26 protein-coding genes are annotated in these 25881 nt (G+C 74.2%); 17 read left to right on the top strand and 9 right to left on the bottom strand.

The features are described 5' to 3' along the window. Positions 1-4 precede the first annotated feature (4 nt). Together ACN9MS_RS13230 and ACN9MS_RS13235 are read right to left on the bottom strand one after the other, a co-directional pair. Entirely contained in the window at positions 5-673 is a 669-nt protein-coding gene (locus tag ACN9MS_RS13230) for a response regulator (protein ID WP_426309005.1), read from the bottom strand. Then, positions 670-1872 (bottom strand): sensor histidine kinase, encoded by a 1203-nt coding sequence (locus tag ACN9MS_RS13235; RefSeq protein WP_426309006.1) that lies wholly within the window; start codon positions 1870-1872, stop codon positions 670-672. Before ACN9MS_RS13235 ends, ACN9MS_RS13230 begins: the two co-directional genes overlap by 4 nt. A 171-nt stretch (positions 1873-2043) precedes the next feature. Here ACN9MS_RS13235 and ACN9MS_RS13240 point away from each other — a divergent pair, with 171 nt between their 5' ends. Together ACN9MS_RS13240 and ACN9MS_RS13245 are read left to right on the top strand one after the other, a co-directional pair. Then, on the top strand, positions 2044-3015 hold the full coding sequence (locus tag ACN9MS_RS13240) for an ABC transporter ATP-binding protein (protein WP_426309007.1): 972 nt from the start codon (positions 2044-2046) through the stop codon (positions 3013-3015). Further along, the gene (locus tag ACN9MS_RS13245; RefSeq protein WP_426309008.1) at positions 3012-3818 is read left to right on the top strand and encodes an ABC transporter permease; all 807 of its coding nucleotides are present in this window, start codon (positions 3012-3014) and stop codon (positions 3816-3818) included. Before ACN9MS_RS13240 ends, ACN9MS_RS13245 begins: the two co-directional genes overlap by 4 nt. A gap of 48 nt (positions 3819-3866) precedes the next feature. Here the strand turns inward: ACN9MS_RS13245 and ACN9MS_RS13250 are convergent, their stop codons facing one another. Next, positions 3867-4565, bottom strand: coding sequence for a GTP pyrophosphokinase (locus ACN9MS_RS13250; protein ID WP_378232986.1), 699 nt, complete (start codon positions 4563-4565; stop codon positions 3867-3869). 256 nt (positions 4566-4821) lie between these two features. Here ACN9MS_RS13250 and ACN9MS_RS13255 point away from each other — a divergent pair, with 256 nt between their 5' ends. From ACN9MS_RS13255 to ACN9MS_RS13285, 7 genes are all read left to right on the top strand, one after another. Beyond that, positions 4822-7464 carry an ATP-dependent DNA ligase gene (locus ACN9MS_RS13255; protein ID WP_426309009.1) on the top strand — a complete coding sequence of 881 codons (2643 nt, stop codon included), beginning with the start codon at positions 4822-4824 and terminating at the stop codon, positions 7462-7464. 83 nt (positions 7465-7547) lie between these two features. Continuing rightward, positions 7548-8057 (top strand): nitroreductase/quinone reductase family protein, encoded by a 510-nt coding sequence (locus tag ACN9MS_RS13260; RefSeq protein WP_426309010.1) that lies wholly within the window; start codon positions 7548-7550, stop codon positions 8055-8057. A 100-nt stretch (positions 8058-8157) separates the two neighbouring features. Beyond that, a complete protein-coding gene (locus ACN9MS_RS13265; protein WP_426309011.1) occupies positions 8158-8913 on the top strand; it encodes a class I SAM-dependent methyltransferase in 756 nt (251 codons plus the stop codon). 284 nt (positions 8914-9197) lie between these two features. Beyond that, on the top strand, positions 9198-10451 hold the full coding sequence (locus ACN9MS_RS13270; protein WP_426309012.1) for a hypothetical protein: 1254 nt from the start codon (positions 9198-9200) through the stop codon (positions 10449-10451). Next, positions 10448-11695, top strand: coding sequence for an amidohydrolase (locus tag ACN9MS_RS13275; protein ID WP_426309013.1), 1248 nt, complete (start codon positions 10448-10450; stop codon positions 11693-11695). Before ACN9MS_RS13270 ends, ACN9MS_RS13275 begins: the two co-directional genes overlap by 4 nt. A 130-nt stretch (positions 11696-11825) precedes the next feature. Then, complete coding sequence (locus ACN9MS_RS13280; protein WP_378232879.1) at positions 11826-12233, top strand: VOC family protein; 408 nt, start codon at positions 11826-11828, stop codon at positions 12231-12233. 113 nt (positions 12234-12346) lie between these two features. Next, on the top strand, positions 12347-13282 hold the full coding sequence (locus tag ACN9MS_RS13285; RefSeq protein WP_426309014.1) for an NADP-dependent oxidoreductase: 936 nt from the start codon (positions 12347-12349) through the stop codon (positions 13280-13282). An 80-nt stretch (positions 13283-13362) separates the two neighbouring features. Here ACN9MS_RS13285 and ACN9MS_RS13290 read toward each other — a convergent pair whose 3' ends face one another. Beyond that, complete coding sequence (locus ACN9MS_RS13290; protein ID WP_426309015.1) at positions 13363-13743, bottom strand: cupin domain-containing protein; 381 nt, start codon at positions 13741-13743, stop codon at positions 13363-13365. Positions 13744-13867: 124 nt separating this feature from the next. Between ACN9MS_RS13290 and ACN9MS_RS13295 the strand changes: the two genes are divergently transcribed. Continuing rightward, a complete protein-coding gene (locus ACN9MS_RS13295; RefSeq protein WP_426309016.1) occupies positions 13868-15046 on the top strand; it encodes a M24 family metallopeptidase in 1179 nt (392 codons plus the stop codon). Positions 15047-15061: 15 nt separating this feature from the next. On the opposite strand, the gene ACN9MS_RS13300 is transcribed toward ACN9MS_RS13295, so the two are convergent. After that, entirely contained in the window at positions 15062-16489 is a 1428-nt protein-coding gene (locus tag ACN9MS_RS13300; RefSeq protein WP_426309017.1) for an MFS transporter, read from the bottom strand. Positions 16490-16583: 94 nt separating this feature from the next. Here ACN9MS_RS13300 and ACN9MS_RS13305 point away from each other — a divergent pair, with 94 nt between their 5' ends. The 4 genes from ACN9MS_RS13305 to mqo all read left to right on the top strand — a co-directional run bounded on the left by ACN9MS_RS13305 (position 16584) and on the right by mqo (position 20317). Next, positions 16584-17156: a TetR/AcrR family transcriptional regulator gene (locus ACN9MS_RS13305; RefSeq protein ID WP_426309018.1), complete on the top strand. Its 573-nt coding sequence runs from the start codon at positions 16584-16586 to the stop codon at positions 17154-17156. After that, a complete protein-coding gene (locus ACN9MS_RS13310; protein ID WP_426309019.1) occupies positions 17153-17842 on the top strand; it encodes a pyridoxine/pyridoxamine 5'-phosphate oxidase in 690 nt (229 codons plus the stop codon). The genes ACN9MS_RS13305 and ACN9MS_RS13310 overlap by 4 nt, the downstream gene beginning before the upstream one ends. Then, on the top strand, positions 17839-18666 hold the full coding sequence (locus tag ACN9MS_RS13315) for a maleylpyruvate isomerase family mycothiol-dependent enzyme (protein ID WP_426309020.1): 828 nt from the start codon (positions 17839-17841) through the stop codon (positions 18664-18666). Before ACN9MS_RS13310 ends, ACN9MS_RS13315 begins: the two co-directional genes overlap by 4 nt. 130 nt (positions 18667-18796) lie before the next feature. Then, entirely contained in the window at positions 18797-20317 is a 1521-nt protein-coding gene (gene mqo / locus ACN9MS_RS13320; RefSeq protein WP_426309021.1) for a malate dehydrogenase (quinone), read from the top strand. Between the two features lie 80 nt (positions 20318-20397). On the opposite strand, the gene ACN9MS_RS13325 is transcribed toward mqo, so the two are convergent. Next, the gene (locus ACN9MS_RS13325; RefSeq protein WP_426309022.1) at positions 20398-20796 is read right to left on the bottom strand and encodes a hypothetical protein; all 399 of its coding nucleotides are present in this window, start codon (positions 20794-20796) and stop codon (positions 20398-20400) included. A gap of 90 nt (positions 20797-20886) precedes the next feature. Between ACN9MS_RS13325 and ACN9MS_RS13330 the strand changes: the two genes are divergently transcribed. Together ACN9MS_RS13330 and ACN9MS_RS13335 are read left to right on the top strand one after the other, a co-directional pair. Further along, positions 20887-21840 carry a helix-turn-helix domain-containing protein gene (locus tag ACN9MS_RS13330; RefSeq protein WP_426309023.1) on the top strand — a complete coding sequence of 318 codons (954 nt, stop codon included), beginning with the start codon at positions 20887-20889 and terminating at the stop codon, positions 21838-21840. Positions 21841-21994: 154 nt separating this feature from the next. Beyond that, positions 21995-23104 (top strand): fatty acid desaturase family protein, encoded by a 1110-nt coding sequence (locus ACN9MS_RS13335; RefSeq protein WP_426309024.1) that lies wholly within the window; start codon positions 21995-21997, stop codon positions 23102-23104. A 42-nt stretch (positions 23105-23146) separates the two neighbouring features. Here ACN9MS_RS13335 and ACN9MS_RS13340 read toward each other — a convergent pair whose 3' ends face one another. Further along, a complete protein-coding gene (locus tag ACN9MS_RS13340; RefSeq protein ID WP_426309025.1) occupies positions 23147-23980 on the bottom strand; it encodes a siderophore-interacting protein in 834 nt (277 codons plus the stop codon). Between the two features lie 170 nt (positions 23981-24150). On the opposite strand from ACN9MS_RS13340, the gene ACN9MS_RS13345 reads away from it, so the two are divergent. Beyond that, positions 24151-24369 carry an SCO4848 family membrane protein gene (locus ACN9MS_RS13345; RefSeq protein WP_426309026.1) on the top strand — a complete coding sequence of 73 codons (219 nt, stop codon included), beginning with the start codon at positions 24151-24153 and terminating at the stop codon, positions 24367-24369. Here ACN9MS_RS13345 and ACN9MS_RS13350 read toward each other — a convergent pair. Both ACN9MS_RS13350 and ACN9MS_RS13355 read right to left on the bottom strand, forming a co-directional pair. Next, positions 24356-25276: an RNA polymerase sigma-70 factor gene (locus tag ACN9MS_RS13350; RefSeq protein WP_426309027.1), complete on the bottom strand. Its 921-nt coding sequence runs from the start codon at positions 25274-25276 to the stop codon at positions 24356-24358. The genes ACN9MS_RS13345 and ACN9MS_RS13350 overlap by 14 nt on opposite strands. Further along, positions 25273-25866 (bottom strand): carboxymuconolactone decarboxylase family protein, encoded by a 594-nt coding sequence (locus ACN9MS_RS13355; protein WP_426309028.1) that lies wholly within the window; start codon positions 25864-25866, stop codon positions 25273-25275. Before ACN9MS_RS13355 ends, ACN9MS_RS13350 begins: the two co-directional genes overlap by 4 nt. Between the last annotated feature and the right edge of the window lie 15 nt (positions 25867-25881).

Here is a 25881-nt window from a genome sequence, read left to right on the forward strand (position 1 = left end):
CGCGTCAGCCGAGCAGGCCCACGTGCAGCGCGCGCAGGACCGCGCGCGTGCGGTCGCGCGTGCCCAGCTTGAGCAGCACGGTCGACACGTGGTTCTTCACGGTCCCCTCGGCGAGGAAGAGCGCGTGCGCGATCTCGCGGTTGGAGAACCCCGCCGCGACGAGGCGGAGCACCTCGAGCTCGCGGTCGGTCAGCTCCTGCACCGGGCCGGCGCCGTCGTCCAGGTCGTCGGCGGGGACGCTCCCGGCCCGCACCGCGCGCAGGAGGCGGTCGGTGATCGACGGCTGCACGAGCGTGCCGCCGGAGGCGAGCGTGCGGACCGCCCCGGTGAGCTGTTCGAGCGTCACGTCCTTGAGCAGGTACCCCCGGGCTCCCGCCCGCAGGGCGCGGAGCACGAGCGCGTCGTCGTCGAACGTCGTGAGCACGAGCACGGGGACGTCGTACCCGCTCTCGCTCATCGCCTCGAGCGCCCAGATCCCGTCGTGGCGCGGCATGCGCAGGTCGAGCAGCACGACGTCGGGCCCGTGCTCGCGCACGGCCGCGAGCGCCGCCATCCCGTCCTCGGCCTCGGCGACGACCTCGACGTCGGGCGCGAGCTCGAGGAGGCTGCGGATCCCCTGCCGCACCAGGGTCTGGTCGTCGACGAGCAGGACGCGCACCGCGGCGTCGCTCATGCGCCCGGGACCGTCGGGCGCACCAGAGCGGTGCCGCGCGAGCTCGCCAGCACGTCTCCCCCGGCGCGGCGGTGCTCGGCGCGGGCGGCCAGGTGCTCGGGCACGAGCTCGACCTCGACGCGGAACCCGCTCCGCCCGTCGAGGCGAACGGTCCCGCCCGCGGCGCGGACCCGTTCCTCAATCCCGCGCAGCCCGTTGCCCGGCTCCACGCGGGCGGCGCCCCACCCGTCGTCCTGCGCGACGAGCCGCACACGCCCCTCCTCGGCGGTGACGGTCACGTCGAGCACGGTGGCCTCGGCGTGCCGGATCGCGTTGGTCAGCGCCTCTTGGACCACGCGCACGAGCACCACCGTCTGCTCCTCGTCGACCGTGACGTCGTCGTCGACGGCGACGCGCACGCGCGGCACGGTCACCCGCTCGACGAGCGAGCCGAGGGACTCCTCCAGGCTCGGCGCGTGCCGCCGGAGCTCCCCGACGGTGGCGCGCACGTCGCCGAGGAGCTCGCGCGCGACGTCCTTGGCCCGCACCACGTGCTCGCGGGCCCGCTCGCCGTCCTGGTGGCTCGCCGTCTCGAGCTCGAGCGCGAGCACGGTGAGCTGGTGGCCGAGCACGTCGTGCAGCTCGCGCGCGATCCGCAGCCGCTCCTCGGAGCGCGTCGACTCGTCCCGCAGCACGGCCGCCGCGCGCAGCTCGACGTGCGCGACGGCGAGCTGCTCGCGCATGCGCCGCTCGCGGTGGAGGGCGAGCGTCGAGCCGACGCTCGCGACCTGGAGCAGCAGGTAGATCATCGCGGTGAGCAGGGCGTCGGTGACCGAGCCCCGCAGGCCGGACGCGACCCCCACGACCACGACGTTGACGGCGACGACGACCGTCACGACGGGCACCGGGACGACGTACACGCTCAGTGCCGCGACGACGACGAGCAGGATCGGGAGCCAGCCCGCGCCGGGGGCCGTGAGCACGAGCGTCGCGACGAGGACGACCTGCGCACCGAGCAGGGCGTAGGCCCGGGGCGTCGCGAACCCCGACCGGAGGACGATCCCGACGGTGACCAGGACGAACGCCGCGAACACCGCGAGCCAGGCCACGACGGGGACCGTCAGGGCATCGGGGGCGGCGATCGGGACGAGCGCCCCGATGCCGAGGATGACGACGAGCATCGCGATGCCCGCCCACACCTCCGGGTCGGTCCGTCGCATCCCTCCACCCTACGGACCCGCCGCCCGGACGCGACGTGCCGGAAGTCATGGGCGGGGTCGGTGACGACCGGCACGCGCGGACCGGTCCCCGGGTCCCTAGCGTCGAGGGAGCACCTGGGCGGGACCGCCCCGACCGGTCGCGGGCACGCCGCGCACGAGCAGGAGGACGCCATGGACGCCGTCGACGCACGGAACCTCACCAAGCGCTACCGCCGCAAGGGCGGGTCGACGACGGCGGTGGACGACGTCAGCCTCGTCGCCGTCGAGGGCGAGGTCCTGGGCATCCTCGGCCCCAACGGTGCGGGCAAGACGACCACGGTCGAGATGGTCGCGGGCGTGCGCCGCCCCGACCACGGGTCCGTCCGGGTGCTCGGCCTCGACCCGTTCACGGACCGCACCGCGGTGCGCCAGGTGCTGGGGGTGCAGCTCCAGTCGGGCTTCCTGCACGGCGCGCTGACGGTGCGCGAGCTCGCGCACCTCTACCGCACGTTCTACGGCGCGGGCCGCGACCCCGACGAGCTCGTCGCGACGCTCGGGCTCGAGGAGCAGCGCGACGTGCGCTACGAGCGGCTCTCAGGAGGTCAGCAGCAGCGCGTCGCGATCGTCCTCGCGCTCGTCGGGGACCCGCGCGTCGTGATCCTCGACGAGCTCACCACCGGGCTCGACCCGCAGGCGCGCCGCCAGGTGTGGGGCGTCGTCGAGGACCTGCGCGACGGCGGAGCGACCGTGCTCCTCGTCTCGCACCTCATGGAGGAGGTCGAGCGGCTGTGCGACCGCGTGACGCTCCTCGAGAGCGGCCGCGTCGTCGCGCACGACACCCCGGCCGGGCTCGTCGCGGGCGCCGGGCTCGACCAGCGCGTGCGCTTCCGCGTCACGGAGCCGCTCCCCGGGGCGCTCCTGGACCGCGTCCCCGGCGTGGAGGAGGTGACGGTCCGCGGCGAGCAGGTCGTGGTGACCGGGCGCGGCGACCTGCTCCAGGAGGTGAGCACCGCGCTCGTGCGGGCCGGCGTCGTGGCGACGGAGACCCGGCTGGAGCGCGCGACGCTCGACGACGCGTTCCTCGCCCTGACCGGACGCCCGCTCACCGACGACCCGTCGCGCGGTCTCCGCGCGACGACCGCCCCGACCGAGGAGGCCGCATGACCACCACCGTCCCCGCCGTGACGACGCCGTCCGGGCGGCGCGCCCCGACCCGGCCCTGTCCGCGCGCGTGGGTCGCGCTGATCGGCGCCGAGGCGCGCATGGTCGCGCGCGACACCGCCGGGCTCGTCATGCCGTTCGGCATGCCCGTGCTGATCCTCGTCATGTATGGCGTCAGCGACGCCACGACGATGGTCCTCCCGGGCTCGGGGGGCAGGACGGCGTTCGACGTCTTCGTGATCCCGGTCGTGCTCGCGATCGTCGTCGGCATCATCGGCGTCATCAACATGCCGAGCTTCCTGGCCTACTACCGGCGGTCCGGCGTCCTCAAGCGCCTGTCCGTCACGCCCGCGTCGCCCGCGATGGTGCTCGTCGCGCAGGTCGTGGTGAGCCTCGCCCAGACCGCCGGGGGTGTCGCGCTCGCCCTCGTCGTCGCGACGGCCGCGTTCGACGCGCGGCTCCCGGCGTCCCCCGGGGTCGCGCTCGGCGTGCTCGCCCTGGCGTCGGCGGCGATGTACGCGGTGGGGATGCTCGTGGCCGCCGTCGCGCCGACCCCGAACGCCGCGCTCGCGCTCGGCCTCGTCGCGTTCTTCGCCTTCGGGGCGACGGGCGGCATGTTCGGCGACGTGACCAACCTCCCCGAGCCGATCGCGCGACTCGGGGAGCTGCTGCCCTTCGGCGCCGCGGTGCAGGCGCTGGGCGACGCGTGGGCGGGCCAGCCCGTCGAGGTCTCCCACCTCGTGGCGCTCGGCGGCGCGGTCGTCGTCGGCACCGTCGGCGCGGCGCGCTGGTTCCGCTGGACCTGACCCGGCCCCGCGGCCGGCCGTCGCCGCTCGTCCCAGGGGTGAGCGGCGTCAGCCGTCGCGGCGACGTTCGTGGAAGGCCTCGTCGGCGACCTGCACCGTGCGCATGAAGTTCTCGACCATCTCGCGCGGCGACACGAGCGCGTCCGCGGTCTCGACGGGCTCGGCCTCCCCGTCCAGCTCGCGGACCTCGTCGTGGATGCGCTCCATCGTCGTGTCGAGGGTCGCCGCGACGTCGGCCGCGAGCTTGAGCGCGTCCGTGAGGTGCTGGGGCACGTCGCGCTGGTACTTGTAGTAGATCTTGTGCTCGAGGCTCGCCCAGAAGTCCATCGCGATCGTGCGGAGCTGGATCTCCACGACGACGTCCTCGACCCGGTCCGAGAGGAAGACCGGCACCTTCACGATGAGGTGCAGGCTCTTGTAGCCGTTGCCCTTGGGGTGCGCGATGTAGTCGCGCTCCTCGAGCACGGTGAGGTCGCGCTGGCCGACGAGCATGTCCCGCACGCGGTAGATGTCGGAGACGAAGCTGCACGTCACACGCACGCCCGCGACGTCGAACATGTTCTCCCGCACGCCCTCCGGGGTGAGCGGGATCCCCTTGCGCTGCGCCTTGGCGAAGATCGAGTCGATCGACTTCAGGCGCGAGCCCAGGTGCTCGATCGGGTTGTAGTCGTGGATGTGCCGGAACTCGTCGCGCAGGACGGTGATCTTGGTCATCACCTCGTCGATGCCGAACTTGTACGTCATCATCAGCCGGCGGAACTCGCGCACCCGCGGACGGATCTCCCCGGAGGGCGGGACGTCGTCGGTCGTCAGGTGCGTCACGGTGTTCCTCTCGGTCCTGCCTCGTCACGGCGGTCTTCCCGGGCCGGTCGGGCCGCCTCCTCCAGTGTGCACGGTCGGGGGCGCCGGGAAGTTCCCACGACGGCCCCCGGACAGGGCCGTTGGTCCCTCGTCCGGTCCCGTCCCGCGGGCGGCGGCGCCCCGTGCGCGCCACGATGGGCCCATGGCCACCTCATCGAGCCGGAGCGCGGGCGAGACGGTGAGCGTCGGTGGCCACCGCCTGCGGCTCACGAACCTCGACAAGGTCCTCTACCCCGCCACCGGGACGACCAAGGCGGACGTCCTCGCCTACCTCGCGGCCGTCGCCGACGTCATGCTCCCCCATTGCGCCCACCGGCCCGCGACGCGCAAGCGCTGGCCCGACGGCGTCGAGGGCCAGGTCTTCTTCCAGAAGAACGCGGGCCAGGGCGTACCGTCGTGGGTCCGCACGCGCCGCATCCAGCACAAGAGCAGCGCGAACGACTACGTGCTCGTCGACGACCTGGCGACGCTCACCTGGCTCGGCCAGACGGCGTCGCTCGAGCTGCACGTGCCGCAGTGGCAGTTCGGCCGCACCGGGGTCCACCTCGACCCCGACCGGCTCGTCCTCGACCTCGACCCCGGGCCGGGGGCCGGGCTGCCCGAGTGCGCCGAGGTCGCACGCCTGGCCCGGACGATCCTCCAGGGCATGGGGCTCGACCCCCTGCCCGTGACGAGCGGGTCCAAGGGGATCCACCTGTACGCCGCGCTCGACGGCAAGCAGGACGCCGCGGCCGTGTCCGACGTCGCGCACGAGCTCGCGCGCTACCTCGAGGCCGAGCACCCCGACCTCGTCGTGAGCGACATGAAGAAGTCGCTGCGCGGCGGCAAGGTGCTCGTCGACTGGAGCCAGAACAACGGCAACAAGACGACGATCGCGCCGTACTCGCTGCGCGGGCGCGAGCACCCGACCGTCGCCGCGCCCCGCACGTGGGAGGAGCTCGACGACCCGGACCTGCGCCACCTCGACGCCGACGAGGTCGTCGAGCGCGTGCGGACGATCGGCGACCCGCTGGCCGCGCTCACGCTGGGCCACCTCTCCGCGCTCGAGCCCACGCCCGAGCGCATGGCGACGTTCGAGCGCAAGGGCGCTGCGACGTCGGGCAGCGACGGCGCGGACGATCCCGGGGCGGGCGACGACGAGCGGCCCGACCGCCTGCACCGCTACCGCTCCATGCGCGACGCGCAGCGCACGCCCGAGCCCGTCCCCGACGAGGCGCCGCCCACGAGCGAGGGCGACAGCTTCGTCATCCAGGAGCACCACGCCCGACGCCTGCACTGGGACTTCCGCCTCGAGCACGACGGCGTCCTCGTGAGCTGGGCGCTGCCCCGCGGCGAGCCGACCGACCCGAAGAAGAACCACCTCGCCGTCCAGACCGAGGACCACCCGCTCGCGTACGGGGCGTTCGAGGGCACGATCCCGAAGGGCGAGTACGGCGCGGGCGAGGTGACCATCTGGGACGCCGGCACGTACGAGCTGGAGAAGTGGCGCGACGGCAAGGAGGTCATCGTCACCCTCCACGGCGAGCAGCACGGCACGCGCCGCCTCGCGCTCATCCACACCGGTGGCCGCGACGGTCGCGACGAGGACAACTGGCTCATCCACCTCATGGCGCCGCGTGATGAGACGAAGAAGGCGGGTGGGGCGCTCGCGCCGGGTCGTGGCGGGTCTGGCGGGAGCGCCGAGGAACGAGGCGCGGATGGTAGACCCGGCGCGAGCGCCCCACCCGCCACCCAACCCGACCACGATCACGCCGAGCGAACGCCGGCCCGGACGGACTGGCGCCCCATGCTCGCGTCGCCCGCGTCGGCGGGCGACCTGCACGACGGCGACGCATGGGCGTTCGAGATGAAGTGGGACGGGTTCCGGGCGCTCGCGCACGTGTCCCAGGGCCGGGTGCGGCTCGTGAGCCGCTCGGGCAAGGACATGTCGGTGACGTACCCGGAGCTGCAGGCGCTCGCCGAGCAGGTCCCGGCCGGGGCGCTGCCGGTCGTGCTGGACGGCGAGATCGTCGCGCTCGACGCGCGGGGGCGGCCGAGCTTCCGGCGCCTCCAGCAGCGGGCGAACATCGCGAAGCCGGGGGACGTCGCGGCGGCGCGGCGCAAGGTCACCGTCGACCTCATGGTGTTCGACGTCCTGGAGACCGCGGGCCGGTCGCTCGCCAAGCGCCCGTACGACGAGCGGCGCGAGGTGCTCGAGGACGTGCTGGGCGACGCGCGCGCCCCGGTCCACGTGCCGCCCGCGTTCGACGGCGACCTCGACGCGGCGATGGAGACGTCGAATCGGCTCGGGCTGGAGGGCGTCGTCGCCAAGCGGCGCGACGGCACCTACTCGTCCGGCCGCCGCTCGGCGCTGTGGCTCAAGCTCAAGCACGCGCAGTCGCAGGAGGTCGTCGTCGTCGGGTGGCGCCCGGGGCACGGCGACCGGACGCACCTCGTCGGGTCGCTCCTGCTCGCGGTGCCCGACGGCGACCGGTTGGTCTACGTGGGCCGCGTCGGGTCGGGTTTCACGGACGCGGAACGACGCGACCTCGTCGCCGAGCTCGGCCGGATCGAGCGCACCACGGCGCCCGCGACGGGCGTCCCCCGCGAGGACGCGCGCGACGCGCGCTGGGTGTCGCCACGGCGGGTCGCCGAGGTCGTCTACGCGGAGTGGACGGGGCCGGGCGAGGGCGAGGGCGGCGACATCCCGTTCGGCAAGCTGCGGCACCCCGTCTGGAAGGGGTGGCGACGGGACAAGTCGCCGGCCGACGTCGTGCGCGAGGAGCCCGCGACGCTCGACCGGTGACGGACCGTTGACGCGCGCCCCGACCCGCGGGACCGTTGCTGCGTCGAGGTTCCTCGGCTCCCCTCCGACGCAGGACGGCGACCATGACCGACACGTCCTCCGCACCTCCGGCCCCCGAGCGTCCGCCCCGGCTCCCGCCGCGCTGGTTCGTCCGCACGGCCTGGGTCGTGCACCGCGCGTACTACCGGGTCACCGGGCACCGTCGCGGGCTGTGGCGCCCGCAGCCCGCGAAGTGGGGCACGCTCCTGCTCCGCACGGTCGGACGGCGCACCGGCCGCGAACACGACGTGATCGTCGGGTACTTCGAGGACGGCCCGAACCTCGTCACGCTCGCGATGAACGGCTGGGCCGCGCCCGAGCCGGCGTGGTGGCTCAACCTCCAGGCGCACCCCGACACGACCGTCGAGCTGCACGGCGAGACGCGGGCCGTCCACGGTCGCGCCGCCGAAGGGGCGGAGCGCGCCCGGCTCTGGGAGCGGTGGCGCACGTTCGACCACGCGCTGGACGGGTTCGCCGCGCGCCGCCCGACCGAGACGGCGGTCGTCGTGCTGGAGCCGCGGGCCGCCGAGGCGTCGGCTGACGACGGCGCGTAGTTCGGGGGCGCACGACCGACGCACCCTCCCGTCCTCGACGGTCACCTGACCACTGTCAGCCGTCCCGCTCGCGCCGCCACCGCGGTCCTATGGTCGAGCCATGGCAGACCCGATGCACTTCGACACGCTCGCAGACTCGTACGGGTCCGCGCGTCCGCCGTATCCGGCCGAGCTCTGGGATCGGGTGCGTCGGACAGGATTGGCCGCGCCGGGCCGACGAGCGGTCGACCTCGGCGCGGGCACCGGGGAAGCGACCGGGCCGCTGCTCGCGCAGGGAGTCGACGTGGTCGCCGTCGAACCGGGCACGCGGCTGGCCGCCGTGCTCGCGGCCCGGCACCCGACGGCTGAGGTGCTCGTCGGCCGCGCCGAGGAGGCCGAGCTCGGCCGAGCCGCGTTCGACCTGGCGGTCGCGGCGACCTCGCTCCACTGGATGGACCTCGACGTACTCCTGCCCCGGCTCCACCGGGCTCTGGTGCCAGAGGGGCGGTTCCTCGTCTGGCGGCACGTCTTCGGCGATCCCACGGCGGTGCCCACCGCGTTCCGTGACCGCGTCGCGCAGATCGTCGCGCGGCGGAGCCGGCCGCCTCGCGCCGGGGACCCGGAGGACCTCGGCGCGACCACAGCGCTGCTGACCGCCTCTGGGCTGTTCAGCGTCGAGGACGTCGGCGAGTACCGCTGGAGCGTCACGCTGGACGCAGAGCAGGCGCACCGACTCTTCAGCACGTTCAGCGACTGGACGCGGGGCGAGGTCGACGAGGTCGCGGCCGCCGTGGCGGACCTCGGGGGGCGCGTGGTCGAGCACTACACGTCCTGGTTGATCGTCTGCGCACCGGTCCCCGGGGCCGGTCCCGCGTAGCGCACACCCAGCGCTCCGCGCCCCGAGAGATCGACGTCGCTGGCACGAACCAACCGTGCGCTGCGGCTGGTCGTGGGACGCCGCCCGCCGGGACCAGATCACGGCAGCCCACCCGGTCCGGCCCCCGACGACGACGTCAAGGGTGCGCCATCTTCTGTGGGCGCGAGCTCGTGAATCCCGGGGCCTCGGACAGAGGCTCTCGACCAACACCGTGGGCCCGCACCGGGGCGCGGGGCCACTTCGGGGTCGAGAGGACGATCCGGGTCCTGGTATACCATTTTGGGATGGCTCCCCTCTCCTCTCCCGGTGGCGCCGCGCCCCTGAGCCGCCGCACGCGCCGCACCCGGCACGTCGTCGCGGCATGGGCGACGGGCGCCGTGGTCGCGTTGCTCGCCGCCTGCTCACCCGGCGCCGCGGGCGACGCCGCCCCGTCCGCTCCAGCTCCGGACGTCGCGCCGTCTTCAGCCACGGAACCCGAACCGGCCCCGACCACCGTGCCGGCGGCCCCCGAGGAGCCGGCCGAGGCGCCTCCGCGCTACCTGCTCGCGACGGAGGCCGAGTCCGACGGGCTCGCCGTCGTCGACCCGACGATCCGCGAGGGCAGCGCCGTCGTCGACCGCGTCGAGGTCGGCGCCGCGCCGTGGGGCGTCGCCGTGCACGCCCCGACGAGGCGCGCGTACGTCTCGACGGCGCAGGGGGTCGCCGTGGTCGACCTCGCGACGCGCGAGCGCGTCGACCTGATCCCCTACCGAGACGCGCCCGACCGGGTCGGGTTCGGCGAGTACCGCCGCGGCGGCATGGGCATCGCCGTGTCGCCCGACGGGACGCGCGCCTACGTGGCGGTGCACCGCGGCGACTCGTCGACGCTCGAGACGATCGACGTCGCGTCGCGCGAGGTGCTCGCGAGCACGCCCGTGGGCCTGCGGCCGTTCGACGTGCTCGTCGCGGCCGACGGCAGCGAGGTCTACACCGTCGACCACGACGAGTTCTCCGTGCACGTCGTCGACACCACCACGTTCGAGGCGCGGCGCATCGAGGTCGCCCCCTTCGGCACCGAGGGCGGGCTCGCCTCGTTCGAGAAGCCCCACTACGCCGTGCTCGACGACGACGGCGCACTCCTCCTCCCCTACCAGGGCCGCGTCCTGGTCCGCCTGGACCCGGCCACCGGCACGACGTCGAGCGTGCCCTCCGCGGCCGACAGCCACCAGCACGGCGTCGCGCGCGCTCCCGACGGTCGCGTCGTCGTCGTGGGCAACGGCCCGTTCGGCAACGCCGCGGGCGGGCCGAACGTGGCGGTGCTCGACCCCGCGACCGGGGCGGAGCAGGTCGCGCCGCTCACGCGCCGGCACGAGACCGTCACCACGTGGACCGACCCCGTGACCGGGGCCCTCAGCGCGGTGCTCGCCGGCGGCTACACGCAGGCCGAGGCGTGGGACGGCGCGACCGTCGTCGACCTCGGCACCCTCGCCACGTACGAGATCCAGATCCCCGGACGGCCCCAGGTGGTCGTCCCGCTCCCGGAAGGACCCGCCGCATGACCAGCCCGAGCACCCCCGAGACCGTCACCGTCCTGCGCGACGTCCGCCCCTGGGGCGGCGAACGGGTCGACCTGCACGTCGCCGACGGGCGCATCGCCGCAGTGACGCCGCACGACCCCACCGTCGCGGCGCCGTCGGGCACGCCGTCCGGCTCGCCGACAGGTGACACGAACGGCGTCGTCGACGGACGCGGCCTGCTCGCGCTGCCCGGCCTCGTCAACGCCCACGCGCACGTCGACAAGAGCTGGTGGGGCAAGCCGTGGGTCAGCTACGGCGGCGAGGCGACGACGCAGGGCCGCATCGCGCACGAGCGCGCGCACCGCGACGAGCTCGGCATCCCCGGCGTCGACGTCACCCTCGCCGTGCTGCGCGAGTTCGTCCGCCACGGCACGACGGCGATCCGCACCCACGTGGACGTCGACCTCGGCCTGGGCCTGCGCGGCATCGAGGTCGTGCGCGAGGCGCTCGCCGCGCTGGGCGGCGCCGTGCACGCCGAGATCGTCGCGTTCCCGCAGGACGGCGTGCTGCGCCGGTCCGGGGTGCTGGACCTGCTCGACGCGGCCGCCGCCGCGGGGGCCGAGCACATCGGTGGGCTCGACCCCGCGTCGATCGACCGCGACCCGGTCGGCCAGCTCGACGGGCTCTTCGCGATCGCCGAGCGCCGCGGCGTCGGGATCGACGTGCACCTGCACGACGGCGGCGACCTCGGCGCGTTCCAGGTCGAGCTCATGATCGACCGCACGCTGCGCGCGGGGCTCCAGGGCAAGGTCAACGTCGCGCACGGCTTCGCGGTCGGCGACGTCTCGGCGTCGCGCCAGGCGGACCTCGTCGCCGCGATGGGCGAGGCGGGCATCACCATGACGACCGTCGCGCCGATCGGCGCCGCTCCCCTGCCGGTGCACGCGCTGCGCGCGGCGGGCGTCGCCGTCGGGCTCGGCACGGACGGGATCCGCGACCTGTGGTCGCCATACGGGACCGGGGACATCCTGGCCCTCACGACGCAGCTCGCGCGCCTGTCACGGTTCCGGTACGACGAGGAGCTCGTCACCGCAGCGCGCATCGCGTCGTCGGACGCCGCGCGCTTCGTCGGCCGCGACGTGCACGACCTCGTCGTCGGCGCACCCGCGGACGTCGTGCTCGTCGACGCCGAGAACGTGTCCGACGCCGTCGTGCGCGCCCCGCGCCGCGCGCTCGTCGTCGCCGGCGGCCGGGTCGTCGCGCGCGACGGCGACGTGCTCGTCTGAGGCACCCGCGACGCTCCGTCGCCCGGCCGCGACTCGCGCGCGGCCGGGCGATGAGTTCATGAGGCACCGGTCGTCTACCCCGACGACACCACGTACCGGGCGAACCGCCCACGACGCCGGAGGCACTCTCATGAGCACGCAGATCTTCGTCAACCTGCCCGTCAAGGACCTCGACGCCTCCAAGGCGTTCTACACGGCGCTCGGGTACACCGTGAACGAGCAGTTCACGGACGAGAACGCGTCCTCGATCGTCATCAGCGACACGATCTACGTCATGCTCCTCACCGAGGAGTTCGCGAAGCAGTTCACGAACAAGGCGATCGCCGACGCCACCGCGACGACGGAGGTCGTCAACGCGCTCAGCGTCGGCACGCGCGAGGAGGTCGACCGCCTCGCCGACGCGGCGTTCGCGGCCGGCGCGTCCCCGGTCAAGGACCCGCAGGAGGAGGGCGGCTTCATGTACTCGCGGAGCTTCGCCGACCTCGACGGCCACCAGTGGGAGGTCCTCTTCATGGACCCGACGGCGTTCGAGGGCTGACCGCCCCGAGAGACGACGCGACGGGCACGCGCCGCCGCAGCGCACCGGTGTGACCCGCGCCTCTCCCCCGGCAGAGCGGGAATCGAGCGGGCGCGCGTGCCGTTGCCGCCGTCATGCGAGCCATCACCTACTCCCGCTACGGCGGACCCGACGTCCTCGAGACGACCGACCTCCCGACCCCCAAGGTCGGGCCCGACTCCGTGCTCGTGCGCGTGCGCGCCGCGAGCGTCAACCCGGTGGACTGGAAGGTCCGCGAGGGCTACCTCGACCAGATCATGGACGCGGTCTTCCCCGTCGTCCCCGGCTGGGACGTCGCGGGCGTCGTCGAGCGCGTCGGCCTGGACACCCCCGAGCTCCAGGTCGGCGACGAGGTGTACGGGTACGTGCGCAAGGACGTCGTCGGCGGCGAGGTGTCGGGCGGGACGTTCGCGGAGCTCGTCGCGGCGCCGGTCCGCACGCTCGCGCGCAAGCCCGCGGCATGGTCGTTCGAGGAGGCGGCCGCGGTCCCGCTCGCCGGCCTCACGGCCTACCAGACGATCCGGCGCGCCGGGGTCACCGAGGGGCAGACGGTGCTCGTGCACGCCGCGGCCGGGGGTGTCGGGTCGTTCGCCGTCCAGATCGCGCGGGCGCTCGGCGCGCGCGTGATCGGCACGGCGTCGGAGCGCAACCACGACTTCCTCCGCTCGCTCGGCGCCGAGCCGGTGACCTACGGCGACGGGCTCGCGGACCGGGTCCGGGCGCTCGCGCCGGAGGGCGTCGACGCCGTCCTCGACTACGTGGGCGGCGACGCGCTCGACTCGGTGCCCCAGGTGCTGCGCGACGGCGGCACGGTCGCCTCGATCACGGACGCCCGCGCACGCGACGAGCTCGGCGGGCACTACGTGTGGGTGCGCCCCGACACGGCGGACCTCACGGAGCTCGCGCGGCTCGGCGACGAGGGTCTGCTCCGCCCCGAGGTCGCGGAGGTGTTCGACCTCGCCGACGCCGCCGACGCCCACCGCGCGAGCCAGTCGGGCCACGTGCGCGGGAAGGTCGTCGTCAGGGTCTGAGCCCCGCGAGATCGACCCGAGCGTCCCGAGGTCGGCCCACCGAGGGTCGATCTCGGACGCTCGGGTCGATCTCGCCGTCGTCAGGCGTCCGGCAGCTCGCGCAGCGGCGACGTCAGGTCGCCGCCCGCGTCCCCCGTGTTCACCGTCCCCCGGCGCTCGACGAGCACCGCGGACGTCTCGACGGCGGCCCGCGGTCGGTGCTCGACGCCGCGCGGCACGACGAACAGGTCGTGCGGCCCCAGCACGACCGCCCGCTCGACGCCGTCCTCGCGCAGGTCGATCGTCAGCTCTCCCGCGAGCACGAGGAACAGCTCGTCGGTCTCGGGGTGGTCGTGCCAGACGAACTCGCCCAGCACCTTGACCACCTTGACGTCCTCGTCGTTGAGACTCGCGATCCGGTGCGGCTGCCAGTGCCCGTCGAACGCGTCGAGGGCGGTGAAAAGGTTGCGCACGTCGGTCATGTGCCCACCCTGCCACTCCCCTGCGCGGCGCGAGATCGACCCACACGTCCGAGATCGACCCTCGGAGGGCCGACGTCGGGCCGTTCGGGTCGATCTCGCGGGCGAGCGGTGCCAGGCTGGCACCATGAGCAGCACCGACGCCGCACGTCCGGGGGCCGCGTTCGGCCCCGAGGTCTACGCCGCCCGCCGCGAGCGCGCCGCCGCGCACGCCCGCGAGGCCGGCCTGGCGGGGCTCCTCGTCTCGCCCGGGCCCGACCTCGCCTACTTCACCGGCTACGCGCCGCCGGACACCGAGCGCCTCACGCTGCTCTCGATCCCCGCGGACGGGGCGGCAGCAGGGTGTGGCGCGTCCGTCGTCGTGCCGCTGCTCGAGCGGGGCGACCTGGTCGCCGCCCCGGGCGCGGACGGGCTCGACGTCGTGACCTGGCGCGACGGCGACGACGAGCACGCCGCCGCGGCGCGGCTCCTCGAGGGGACCGGCACCTACGCCGTCTCGGACTCCACGTGGGCGCTGCACGTGCTCGGGCTCCAGCGGGCGCTCCCGGACGCGCGGTTCACCGCGTTCACCGACGCCGTCCCGACCCTGCGCGCCGTCAAGGACGCGCAGGAGGTCGAGCGCCTCGCCGCGGCGGGCGCCGCCGCCGACGCGGCCTTCGCCCAGATCCGCGAGGTCGCGTTCGCCGGCCGGCGGGAGCGGGACGTCGCTGCCAACCTGGACCGGTTCCTGCGCGAGCACGGGCACGAGCAGGTCGACTTCACGCTCGTGTGCGCCGGGCCGAACGGGGCCGACCCGCACCACGACGCGGGCGACCGCGTCATCGAGCCGGGCGACCTCGTCGTGCTCGACTTCGGCGGGCTGCGTGACGGGTACGGCTCCGACACGACGCGTACGGTCCTCGTCGAGGGCGGCACCGACGACGCGCTCGCCGCACAGCAGCGCGAGGTCTACGACGTCGTGCGCCGCGCCCAGCAGGCCGGGGTCGACGCCGTCCGCCCGGGCGCGACGTGCCAGGACGTCGACCGCGCCGCACGCGCCGTCATCGCCGACGCGGGCTACGGCGAGTACTTCGTGCACCGCACCGGGCACGGCATCGGCACGACGACCCACGAGCCGCCGTACATGGTCGAGGGCGAGGACCGCCCGATCGAGCCCGGCATGTGCTTCTCCGTCGAGCCGGGCATCTACCTGCCGGGTCGCTTCGGCGTGCGGATCGAGGACATCGTCGTGGCGTTCCCGCCCGACGTGCCCGACGGCGGGCGCCGCCTCAACACCTCGACGCACGACCTCCAGACGGTGCGATAGCCGGAACGGTCGCGCTCAGCGGCCCTCGGAACCGGCGTCCGCGGTCGCGCGCACCTTCTCGTTGCGGATGCCGACCCAGCTCAGCACGCCGCCCAGGACGAGCAGCGCGGCGGTGACGACGAGCGAGCGGTGGAAGCCGTCGAGGTCGAGCACACCGCCGACGATCACGCCCGCGAACGCGATGACGACGAGCCCCGCCACGCGCGACACGGCGTTGTTCACCGCCGAGCCGATGCCGGCGTCTGACGCGGGGATCGAGCCGAGGATCGCGGACGTCAGCGGCGCCACCGTCATCGCGAGGCCGAGGCCGAAGAGCAGGAGGCCCGGGAGGACCTGGGTGACGTAGACGGCGTCGTCGGTCGTGGTGAGGAGCAGCAGGTAGCCCGCGCCCCCGACGATCGGCCCGACCGTCATGAACAGGCGCGGGCCGTACCGGCCCGCGAGCGCCCCGAACCGCGTGGACAGCGCGAGGAGCACGAGCGTCACGGGGAGCTGCGCGAGCCCCGCAGCGGTCGCGCTGTACCCGCCGACCTGCTGGAGGAACAGCGTGACGACGAACCCGCCGAAGTACAGCGCGCCGTAGATGGCGGCGGTCGCGAGGTTGCCCCACGCGAAGTTGCGGACGCGGAAGAGCCGTGGCGGGAGCATGGGGTCGGGGGCGCGCCGCTCCCACCACACGAACACGACGAGGCACGCGACGCCGACGACGCACGGCCCCCACACGACCGGGCTCGCCCACCCGAACCGCCCCTGCTCGATGAGCGCGAACACCGTCCCGGCGAGCCCGACGGCGGCGAGCGTCGCCCCGGCGACGTCGATGCGGCGGGTCGTCCCGGCACCGGGCTCCTCCGCGGCGGACCGGGGCACCCCGCGCAGCAGCCAGAGCGTCACCGCGACGGGCAGCACGTTGATCCAGAACACCCAGCGCCACGAGATGGTGTCGATGAGGATGCCCCCGAGCAGCGGCCCGACGAGCGACGCAGTGCTGGTCCACGCGGTCCAGGAGCCGATCGCGCGGGACTGTCGTTCGCCGTCGAACGTCGAGATGATCATGGCGAGCGAGCTGGGCACGAGCAGCGCGCCCGCGACGCCCTGGAGCCCGCGCGCCACGACGAGGAACAGCCCGTCCGGGGCGAGCGCGCACGCGACCGACGTCACCGCGAAGCCGACGAGGCCGATCGCCATGATGCGGCGCCGACCGTGCACGTCGGACAGCGAGCCCGCCAGGAGGATGAGGGCGCCGAGCGTGATCATGTAGGCGTCGACGACCCACTGCTGCAGCGCGAGGCCCGTGACGGGCCCGGTCGTCAGCTCCGCGGAGATCGCGGGCAGCGCGACGTTGACCACCGAGCCGTCCAGGAACGACACGAACGACGCGAGGACCGCGACCACCAGCACACGCTGCTGCACCGTCACCGACCCACCGTACGACTCCACTCTCATGCCGTCCCGACCGAGCGGGGCGGCGAGGTGTGACGCGAGGTGGTCCGCAGAGCGACGACTGGACGCCATACCTAGAGGTAGGTATGGTCGCGGCATGACGACCGACGCTCGCGAGCGGCTCGTCGCGGCCGCGCAGGACCTGTTCTGGGCCCAGGGCGTCGGTGCGACCAGCCCGCGCCAGGTCCTCGCCGCGAGCGGCGTCGGCCAGGGCAGCCTTTACCACCACTTCCCCACCAAGCACGACCTCGCCGCGGCCGCCGTGCACGCCACGACGGCGGCCGGCCTCGACGCCGCGCACCGCGACCTCGACGCGGGCGGGTCCGCCGTCGAGCGCCTGGTCCGCTACCTCGAGCGGCCGCGCCCCGCGCTCGCCGGGTGCAAGGTCGGACGCCTCGTGAGCGACCAGGCCGTCATGGACGACGCCGAGCTCGCCGCGGAGGTCCGCGCCTACTTCCACGGCCTCGTCGACCTGGCCGCCGCCGTCCTCACGGAGGACGGGCTGCCCGTCGGCGCGGCCCGCGACCGCGCGCTCGCCGCCGTCGCGATCGTGCAGGGCGGGTACGTCCTCGCGCGCGCCCTCGACGACCCCGGCGCGATGACCGCCGCCGCGCGGGGCTTCGTCGCGCTCCTCGACCCTCGCCCCGCCGACCTGCTGGAGGACGCATGACCGACGCCTCCGAACGCCCGTCGCTGCGCGAGCGACTGCGCGCGCTCCCCGTGTTCGGCACCGACCTGCCCGGCCTCGACGTCGACGCGGCACCGGACGAGCCGGTCGCGCTCTTCGTCGGCTGGCTCGAGGAAGCGATCGACGCCGGCCTGCCCGCGCCGCACGCCGCGACCCTCTCGACCGCCGACGCGAGCGGCCGGGTCGACGCCCGGACGCTGATCCTCAAGGACGTCGACGGCGACGGCTGGGTCTTCGCGACGCGCGCCGACTCGCCCAAGGGCGTCGCGCTCGCGCAGAACCCGAACGCCGCGCTGACGTTCTTCTGGCGCGAGCACGGCCGCCAGGTCCGGATGCGCGGACCGGTCGTCCCGCTCGGACCCGAGGCGTCCGCCGCCGACTTCCTCGCCCGCTCCGACTTCTCCCGTGCCACCGCGCTCGCAGGTCCGCAGAGCGCCCCGCTCGCGTCACGGGACGCCTACCGGACCGCGTGGGAGGGGGCGCTCGCGCGGGTCCGCGCCGAGCCCCGGCTCGTGCTCGACGCCTGGGCGTCGTACGCGCTCGAGCCGACGAGCATCGAGTTCTGGGCGTCCTCGCCCGACGGCCAGACCCGCCTGCGCTACACCGCGTCGCCCGACGCCGACACCGCGACACCTCATCCCTGGACGAAGGAGCTCCTGTGGCCGTGACCGACCCCACCGCACCCGCCGCGCCGGACGTCGAGCAGGTGCGTCGCGACGCGCGCGCCGCGCTCGACGCCGTCGCCGCCGCGACGCGTGCCCTCGACGAGGCCGCACTCGCCGGGCCGTCGGCCCTCCCGGGCTGGTCGCGCAGCCACGTGCTCGCGCACGTGACCGCGATCGGCGAGGCGATGGCCCGCCAGGCGGAGCGCGCCGCCCACGGCGAGCTCGTCGAGGTGTACGACGGCGGAGCGGCCGGCCGCGAGGCCGGCATCCAGGCGGGCGCCCGCCGCTCGGTCGCGGAGCACGTCGGCGCGCTCGAATCTCTGGGCGAGCGCCTCGACGCCGCATGGCCGGGCCCGGGGTCGTCCGCGTGGGACGCGCCCGTGACCTACCGCAACGGGACCGTCGTCGACGCGCTCGTCGCGTGGTGGCGCGAGGTCCGGATCCACGCGGTCGACCTCGACGCCGGCGTCGGCCTCGGCACCTGGCCGCGCGCGCTCGGACTCCACCTGCTCGACTTCCTCGGGGTCCGCCTCGCCGACGACGTCGTGGTCGACCTCGCCGGTGAGCCCGCCCCGCTCAGGGTGGGCCCGGGCGGCCTCCGCCTCGCTGCCGAACCCGGGGTCTCTCCCCGCACGGAGACGCCCGAGGGGAACAACCCCGGGTTCGACGCGCGAGACGGTGTCGTCGTCCGAGGCCGCCTCACCGACGTCGCCGCCTGGCTCGCGGGCCGCACCCCCGACGCCGAGCCCGACGCCTTCCGAACCGACGAACCCACACCCCTCCCCGAGATCGGCCCCTGGCCCTCGCCCTACTCCCCGCCGAGGTAGGACGCTCCTGCCGCGAGGGGGTGAGACGTCCGGCCTGCGCCGCTCGGGACGTTCGTCCCGGGAAAGTGTGACGCACGCCCGTGACGCACCGCACAGTTAGTGCACTCTTTCACAAGCGTAGAATCGGAGCGTGTCGAGTCGAGCGAGCAACCCCGCAAGCAGCGCAGACCAGATCGACGTAGCCCTCATCGGCGGTGGCATCATGAGTGCCACGCTGGGAGCTCTCCTCAAGGTCCTGGAGCCCTCCTGGACCGTGCGCATCTACGAGCGTCTGGACGCCGTGGCGCAGGAGTCGTCGAACCCGTGGAACAACGCCGGGACGGGTCATGCGGCCCTGTGCGAGCTGAACTACACGCCGGAGAAGGCGGACGGCTCGATCGACATCACCAAGGCGGTGAAGATCAACGAGCAGTTCGAGGTGTCGCGCGAGTTCTGGCACCACCTGCTCACGACGGGCGCCCTCCCGCAGCCGGCGAGCTTCATCTCCCGCACGCCGCACATGACGTTCGTGCGCGGCGCGGAGAACGTCGACTACCTGCGCCGCCGGTTCGAGACGCTGCGGCAGCACCCGCTGTTCAGCGAGCTCGAGTTCAGCGACGACCCCGCCGTGATCGCCGAGTGGGCACCGCTCCTCGTCGCGGAGCGCGACGGTGACGAGCCGGTCGCGGCGACGCGTGCCACGAGCGGCACGGACGTCGACTTCGGCGCCCTCACGCAGCAGCTCGTCGACCACCTCGTCGCACAGGGCACGCAGCTCTACCTCGAGCACGAGGTGAAGAACCTCAAGAAGACGAAGGACGGCCGCTGGCGCCTGACGGTCAAGGACCGCTCGTGGAACGCCCCGAAGCGCCGCTCGACCGTCGAGGCCCGGTTCGTGTTCGTCGGCGCGGGCGGCGGCGCTCTGCCGCTGCTCCAGGCCGCGGGCATCCCCGAGGCCAAGGGCTACGGCGGGTTCCCGATCAGCGGCGAGTTCCTGCGCACCGACAGCCCCGAGCTCGTCGCGCAGCACCAGGCCAAGGTCTACGGCAAGGCCGACGTCGGCTCGCCGCCCATGTCCGTCCCGCACCTGGACACCCGCGTCGTCGAGGGCAAGACGTACCTGATGTTCGGCCCGTACGCCGGGTTCAGCCCCAAGTACCTCAAGAAGGGCAAGTACCTCGGGCTGTTCACGTCGCTGCGCCTGCACAACCTCGGCTCGATGGTCGGCGCGGGCCTGAAGAACCTCGACCTCACCCAGTACCTGGTCGGCCAGCTCCTCGCGAGCCCGGAGACCAAGTTCACGGCGCTCCAGGGCTTCATGCCGACGGCGCACCCGAAGGACTGGGAGACCATCACCGCGGGCCAGCGCGTCCAGGTGATCAAGAAGGACAAGGACGGCAAGGGCGTCCTCGAGTTCGGCACCGAGGTCATCGCCGCGGGCGACGGCTCCATCGCGGGTCTGCTCGGCGCCTCCCCGGGCGCGTCGACCGCGGTCCCCGCGATGATCGACCTGCTCGAGCGCTGCTTCCCCGCCCGCTTCACCAAGTGGCGCCCCGAGCTCGCGACGATGATCCCGAGCCTCGGCCAGGCGCCGTGGGAGGCCGAGGAGCTCGAGGGCCTCGACCAGCTCACGGGTGGCGCGGACGTCGACGCGGTCGGCTCGCGCGCCTGACCACCGTCTGACGCCCCTCTCCCGACGACGGCCCGGACCTCCACGAGGTCCGGGCCGTCGTCCGTCTCTGCCCGGGCCGGTCAGCGCGGGAGCCGCACCTGGCGGCCCGTGCGCGACGGCGCCGGCTCGGCGTGCGTCGCGGGAGCCGGCGGGAGCCCGCGGACGCCGTCCCGCACCGCGGGGTTCGGGACGACGCGCCGCAGCACGAGCTCGGCCGCGACCTCGTGCGGGTCGACGTGCTCGCCCTGCACGTCCGGGCGCGAGGCCGCTGCCTGCAGGTCGGCGTCGAGGCGCTGCGCGTCGCGGTCCCAGCGCTCGCCGTGGACCGACCGGTCGCCCCAGGCGCCGCCGCCCGGCCACGCGCCGTCGGACCCCGCGGGGAACCACGGCCGCGCGGGGTCCTCGCGCCGCACCGCGAGCGCCGCGACGGTCGGGCCGACGACGAGGAGAAGAACCACCACACCCCAGAAGATGTCCATGCCTCCACCCTGTCGTCGCACGTGCGGCGCGACGAGTGGCAGGACCGACACCTCTCGACAAGATCCCGCCACGGGCGTAGCGTGCCGTGCATGGTGCGCTCCGTCGCGGCCGTCGTGTGCGACGGCCTGGCCCCGTTCGAGTTCGGCGTCGTGTGCGAGGTGTTCGGCCTCGACCGGAGCGAGGACGGCGTCCCAAGGTTCGACTTCCGCGTGTGCGGACCGGTCGCCGGGCGACCCGTGCGCACGTCGGTCGGCGCGCAGGTGGTCCCCGACCACGGGCTCGACGCGACGGACGACGTCGACCTCCTGATCGTCCCGGCGATCCGCATCGGCTCGCACTACCCGCCCGAGGTGCTGGACGCGGTCCGGCGCGCGTCGGAACGCGGCGCGCTGCTGCTCAGCGTGTGCTCGGGAGTCTTCCTCCTCGCGGCGGCCGGCGTGATCGAGGGGCGTCGGGTCACGACCCACTGGATGCACGCCGACGAGCTGCGCCGCCAGTACCCGAGCCTCGACATCGACCCGGACGTGCTGTTCGTCGACGACGGCAACCTCGTCACGAGCGCCGGGACCGCCGCGGGGATCGACGCGTGCCTGCACCTCGTGCGCCGCGAGCTGGGGGCCAAGGTCGCGAACACGATCGCGCGACGCATGGTCGTGCCCCCACAGCGTGAGGGCGGGCAGCGCCAGTTCATCGAGCGCCCGGTCCCGGAGTGCGAGGAGGACTCGTTCGCCGAGCTGCTGGAGTGGATGACCGAGCACCTCGACGAGCCGCTCACGGTGCGCGACCTCGCGCGGCGCGCCCACACGTCGGAGCGCACGTTCGCGCGCTCGTTCGTCGCCCAGACGGGCACGACGCCGCTCGCGTGGCTCACGTCGCAGCGCGTGGGGCACGCGCAGTCCCTGCTCGAGGAGTCGACGCTCGACCTCGAGGAGGTCGCGCGGCGCTGCGGTTTCGGGTCCGCGGCGCTCCTGCGTCACCACTTCCGCCGCGCGGTCGGCATCACGCCCACGGAGTACCGCCAGACGTTCCGCTTCGCCGCCTGAGGCACCGCGCAGTCGGTACGGCTCCCCCACGGCTTCTTCACGTGCTGAGATCGCGCGTACAACCTACGGTCCCGTAGGGTGGGGCGATCTGCACCACGAGCATCCGCTCAACCTGGCGGCTGGGAAGTCGACACCGACCTCGACGAGGATGTCCATGACCTCAGCCACCGTACGCCCGGGCTTCCGGGCCACCCGCCCCCGCACCGACGAGCCCGGCGCCGTGACCAGCACCTACAGCGCACTGTCGCGCACCGTGCGCGACGCCGGTCTGCTCCACCGCACGCACGGCTACTACCTGTGGACCCTCGCGGTGCTGACCCTCGCGCTCGGCGGCGCCGTCGCGGGGTTCGTGCTCCTCGGCGACTCCTGGTTCCAGCTCCTGATCGCCGGCGCGCTCGGCCTGATCTTCACGCAGTTCGCGTTCGTCGCGCACGAGGCGTCGCACCGGCAGGTCTTCACGTCGGGCCCGGCGAACGACCGCCTGGGCCGCGTGCTCGCCAACGGCGTCGTGGGGATCAGCCACTCGTGGTGGATGAACAAGCACACCCGTCACCACGCCAACCCCAACCAGCGGGGCAAGGACCCGGACATCGCGCCGGACGTCGTGGTCTTCCTCGACGAGGACGCGGCCGCCGCGAAGGGGTTCCGCGCCGTGATCAACCGGTACCAGGGCTGGCTCTTCTTCCCGCTGCTCACGCTCGAGGGCCTCAACCTGCACGTCCAGGCGTACCGCTCGCTCCTCGCGGGCGGCCGGGCGCGCGGCAACCTCCGCACCCGCGTCCTCGAGCTCGTGATCCTCACGCTGCGCCTGTCGCTCTACGTCGGCGCCATCTTCTGGTTCCTGCCGCTCGGCATGGCGTTCGCCTTCCTCGGCGTCCAGCTCGCCGTCTTCGGCGTCTACATGGGGGCGTCGTTCGCGCCGAACCACAAGGGCATGGCGATCATCCCCGAGAACACGAAGATCGACTTCCTCTCGAAGCAGGTCCTCACGTCGCGCAACATCCGCGGCGGCTGGTGGATGAACATCCTCATGGGCGGGCTCAACTTCCAGATCGAGCACCACCTGTTCCCGAGCATGCCGCGGCCCCACCTCGCGCGGGCGCGCGAGATCGTGCGCGAGCACTGCGCGAACCTCGGCCTGCCCTACACGGAGACGAGCCTCGTGCAGTCGTACGCCATCGTCGTGCGCTACCTCAACCGCGTCGGGCTCTCCGCGCGCGACCCGTTCGACTGCCCGATGTTCCGCCAGCTCCGCAAGGTCTGACGGCGCCGGGCGCCGAGCGCCGTACCGCGCGACGATGCGCGGTCAGGCGGACGCCGCGTGCCCGTGCCGCCAGTACCCGACGAAGTCGACGTGCGTCTTGGGCACGCCACGGTCGTTCACGAGGTGGCGACGCACGCCCGTCGCGAGCGTCGACTCCCCCACCGCGTACGCGTAGACCGGACCGGACGGCAGCTCGGCCGACCGGACCGCCTCGAGCGCGAGCCGCCCGGGCAGCAGGTCGCGGGGGTCCACCCCGGCGGGTGGCTCGGCGCCGTCCCGCACGACCCAGCGCAGCTCGACCCCGGCCGGGACGCGGAAGTCCTGGGCGTCCGCCGCCTCCGGGATCTCGACGACCGCGAGGCCGCGCGCGTCGTCGGGCAGGGACTCGCAGATGCCCGCGACGGCGGGCAGCCCGGTCTCGTCGGCGACGACCAGCGTCCAGTCGTGCGGGAGCCGCGGGTTGTAGCCGACCCCCTGGTCGAGCAGGCCGACCCGGTCCCCCGGCTGCGCGGACAGCGCGAACGACGACGCGGGTCCGGCGTCGCCGTGCACCACGAAGTCGACGTCGATCTCCCGCAGGTCCGGCCGCGCCGCGCGCACCGTGTAGTTGCGCACCCAGGGCCGGCGCGCCTTGGGCGTCGCGAGGTACTGGACGTACCACATGCCCGACGTGCGCGTCGGCAGTCGGAGGGAGTCCTGGTCGTCGCGGGCCAGGAAGAGCCGGAACCACTGGTCGAAGCCCATCGGCGTGAAGAGGTCCATGTCGTCGCCACCGAGCGTGACCCGCACGACGTTGGGGCTCACCCGCTTGCTCCCGACGACGTTCAGCGTGACGACGTGGGCGTCGGCGGGCTTGACCGTCTTGAAGGTGGCCACCGGTGGCTCCTCGGGATGCGGCCCGGCGCGCCGGGCGGACGACGGCCCCGCGAGCGCGGAACCGAGGCAAGGCTAGCCTCACCTGGCGCCGGCGTCGATGTGGTCGATCCCACAGCCGGTGCGCACCTCCTCCGTCCGGGGACGCCGCGGCCCGGTGTCATGCTCGGGGCGTGGAACTCCCCGTCGCCTGGTCCGTCGTCCTGCTCGTCGCGGCCGCGTGGAACATGCTCATCTGGCCGCGCTTCCTCCAGCGCATCGCCAAGGACCCTCGCGCGCGCGACGCCGACGGGCACGCCACGCGCTTCCTCACGGTGCACGTCGTGCTCATCGCCGTCTCGCTCGTGCTGGCGCTCGCGGTCGGCGTGCTGGGCGTCCTCACGCTCGTCTGAGCCCGGCCAGCCGCTCCGGGTTCCGGAAGAGCAGGACGCGCACGACGCGCTCGCCGTCGTACTCGACGGTCGCCGCCATGGCGGGCTCCCCGCCGACGGTCCACACCCCGCCCAGCGCGCCGTTGACGAGCGCGGGCTCGAAGGCCATCGCGGTCGTCTCGGGCTTCGCCGAGAGGCCCACGAGCATCCGCGCCACCTTGTCCGCTCCCGCGACGGGCCGCAGGGCCGCGCGCGCCTTGCCGCCGCCGTCGCTCACCACGACGACGTCCGGCGCGAGGATCTCGACGAGCGCGCCCGTGTCCCCCGTGGCGCACGCGGTCATGAACCGCTCGACCGCGGCGCGCTGCGCGTCGTCGGGCGGGGTGAACCGCGGTCGCCGCGCGCGCACGTGCTCGCGCGCGCGGTGCGCGGTCTGGCGCACGGCATCGGGAGCGCGGTCGAGACCCTCGGCGATCTCGTCGTAGGGGACGTCGAACACCTCGCGCAGCACGAACACGGCGCGCTCGAGCGGGCTCAGCGTCTCCAGCACGACGAGCAGCGCCATCGACACGTCCTCCGCGCGCTCGACCTGCAGCGCCGCGTCGGGCGTCGTCAGGAGCGGGTCCGGGAGCCACGACCCCACGTACGTCTCGCGGCGCCTCCGCAGCGCGCGCAACCGGTCGAGCGCGAGCCGGGTCGTGACGCGCACGAGGTAGGCGCGCGGGTCCAGGACGCCGGACCGGTCCGCCGACGACCAGCGCAGCCACGCCTCCTGGACCACGTCCTCGGCGTCCGCGGCGGATCCCGTCATCTCGTACGCGACCGTGAAGAGCAGGCGACGGTGCGTCGTGAACGGCTCGAGAGCCGCGCCGGGACCGCGTGGCCCCGCGGTGCCGTCGGGCGGTGGGGACCCGGCGCTCTCGCTCACCCCGCCAGCCTGCCAGCCGTGCCCGCCGCGCGCAGCCCGCCGGCGAGCGGGACCTCGCACCGGTCGCTGAAGCCCTGGCTGGACAGGCCGAGGGCGGCGTTGATCCGGCTGCGCAGGTTCTCCAGCGCGACCAGCGCCGTGAGCTCGACGAACGCGGGCTCGCCCAGGTCGTCGACCAGCGCCGCCGCGAGCTCGTCCGTCACCGTCGGCGGCGTCGCGGTGGCCGCCTCGGCGTACTCCAGCACACGCCGCTCGACGGCGGTGTACGCGTGGCTCTCGCGCCACGCGGGCACGTCGTGGAGCTTGCGGGGGTCGACGTCGCCGTGCTCCGACTCCCAGTAGCCGAAGTCGACGCACCACGAGCAGCCGATCTGCACCGCGGTCGCCATGACCGCGAGCGCCGAGAGCGTCGGGTCGAGCGTCCGCCAGCGCGCGACGCCGGCTTCGAGGACGCAGTACGTCGTCGCGACGCGCGGGTTGTGCCCGACGGCGGCGAGCGGCTCGAGCACGGCGCCGTACCGGCGCCGCGAGAGCGTGGCGAGGGTGCGGTTCAGCAGGGTCCGGGGCGGGTCGAGCGAGATGCGGGCCACGAGGGTCTCCTTCCG

The organism is Cellulosimicrobium sp. E-16 (assembly GCF_049913115.1).
Taxonomy (GTDB): domain Bacteria; phylum Actinomycetota; class Actinomycetes; order Actinomycetales; family Cellulomonadaceae; genus Cellulosimicrobium.

What these genes read in the sequence shown, in the direction of transcription:
- ACN9MS_RS13230 (WP_426309005.1), bottom strand. Translation starts at nt 673, where the DNA reads ATGAGCGACGCCGCGGTGCGCGTCCTGCTCGTCGACGACCAGACCCTG.
- ACN9MS_RS13235 (WP_426309006.1), bottom strand. Translation starts at nt 1,872, where the DNA reads ATGCGACGGACCGACCCGGAGGTGTGGGCGGGCATCGCGATGCTCGTC.
- ACN9MS_RS13240 (WP_426309007.1), top strand. Translation starts at nt 2,044, where the DNA reads ATGGACGCCGTCGACGCACGGAACCTCACCAAGCGCTACCGCCGCAAG.
- ACN9MS_RS13245 (WP_426309008.1), top strand. Translation starts at nt 3,012, where the DNA reads ATGACCACCACCGTCCCCGCCGTGACGACGCCGTCCGGGCGGCGCGCC.
- ACN9MS_RS13250 (WP_378232986.1), bottom strand. Translation starts at nt 4,565, where the DNA reads ATGATGACGTACAAGTTCGGCATCGACGAGGTGATGACCAAGATCACC.
- ACN9MS_RS13255 (WP_426309009.1), top strand. Translation starts at nt 4,822, where the DNA reads ATGGCCACCTCATCGAGCCGGAGCGCGGGCGAGACGGTGAGCGTCGGT.
- ACN9MS_RS13260 (WP_426309010.1), top strand. Translation starts at nt 7,548, where the DNA reads ATGACCGACACGTCCTCCGCACCTCCGGCCCCCGAGCGTCCGCCCCGG.
- ACN9MS_RS13265 (WP_426309011.1), top strand. Translation starts at nt 8,158, where the DNA reads ATGGCAGACCCGATGCACTTCGACACGCTCGCAGACTCGTACGGGTCC.
- ACN9MS_RS13270 (WP_426309012.1), top strand. Translation starts at nt 9,198, where the DNA reads ATGGCTCCCCTCTCCTCTCCCGGTGGCGCCGCGCCCCTGAGCCGCCGC.
- ACN9MS_RS13275 (WP_426309013.1), top strand. Translation starts at nt 10,448, where the DNA reads ATGACCAGCCCGAGCACCCCCGAGACCGTCACCGTCCTGCGCGACGTC.
- ACN9MS_RS13280 (WP_378232879.1), top strand. Translation starts at nt 11,826, where the DNA reads ATGAGCACGCAGATCTTCGTCAACCTGCCCGTCAAGGACCTCGACGCC.
- ACN9MS_RS13285 (WP_426309014.1), top strand. Translation starts at nt 12,347, where the DNA reads ATGCGAGCCATCACCTACTCCCGCTACGGCGGACCCGACGTCCTCGAG.
- ACN9MS_RS13290 (WP_426309015.1), bottom strand. Translation starts at nt 13,743, where the DNA reads ATGACCGACGTGCGCAACCTTTTCACCGCCCTCGACGCGTTCGACGGG.
- ACN9MS_RS13295 (WP_426309016.1), top strand. Translation starts at nt 13,868, where the DNA reads ATGAGCAGCACCGACGCCGCACGTCCGGGGGCCGCGTTCGGCCCCGAG.
- ACN9MS_RS13300 (WP_426309017.1), bottom strand. Translation starts at nt 16,489, where the DNA reads ATGAGAGTGGAGTCGTACGGTGGGTCGGTGACGGTGCAGCAGCGTGTG.
- ACN9MS_RS13305 (WP_426309018.1), top strand. Translation starts at nt 16,584, where the DNA reads ATGACGACCGACGCTCGCGAGCGGCTCGTCGCGGCCGCGCAGGACCTG.
- ACN9MS_RS13310 (WP_426309019.1), top strand. Translation starts at nt 17,153, where the DNA reads ATGACCGACGCCTCCGAACGCCCGTCGCTGCGCGAGCGACTGCGCGCG.
- ACN9MS_RS13325 (WP_426309022.1), bottom strand. Translation starts at nt 20,796, where the DNA reads ATGGACATCTTCTGGGGTGTGGTGGTTCTTCTCCTCGTCGTCGGCCCG.
- ACN9MS_RS13330 (WP_426309023.1), top strand. Translation starts at nt 20,887, where the DNA reads ATGGTGCGCTCCGTCGCGGCCGTCGTGTGCGACGGCCTGGCCCCGTTC.
- ACN9MS_RS13335 (WP_426309024.1), top strand. Translation starts at nt 21,995, where the DNA reads ATGACCTCAGCCACCGTACGCCCGGGCTTCCGGGCCACCCGCCCCCGC.